Source organism: Domibacillus sp. 8LH (genome assembly GCF_038806185.1).
Classification (GTDB): domain Bacteria; phylum Bacillota; class Bacilli; order Bacillales; family Domibacillaceae; genus Domibacillus; species Domibacillus indicus_A.
Window position 1 is genome coordinate 1 of the sequence record NZ_JAVJNG010000127.1, and the last position, 275, is coordinate 275.

Here is a 275-nt window from a genome sequence, read left to right on the forward strand (position 1 = left end):
GTCTTGATACCAAAGCATTTTTCCTATTTCTTGAAAATCCTTTCCCTCTGATGACAACACGCTTAATGTATTACTATCATTTGCCCATGAAGCCGTCGGAGTGGCTAAAAAGCTAACCCACTTTCCGTCATAGCTCCATTTAAAGTTCTCTGCTGAAATAGCAAAGATACCTTGATTTTTTGTTTGAATGGTATAAAAAGGTTCCATTTTCTCTTCAGAAAGATTCGCATCTACCGGAACCTTATAAAGTGGAATTGGTCCCCACCCAGTAGGAC

At 39.3% G+C, this 275-nt stretch carries 1 pseudogene; it reads right to left on the bottom strand.

The window, feature by feature from the left end:
* Positions 1 to 275: pseudogene (locus RG959_RS24100) on the bottom strand (translocation protein TolB); the annotation flags it as partial.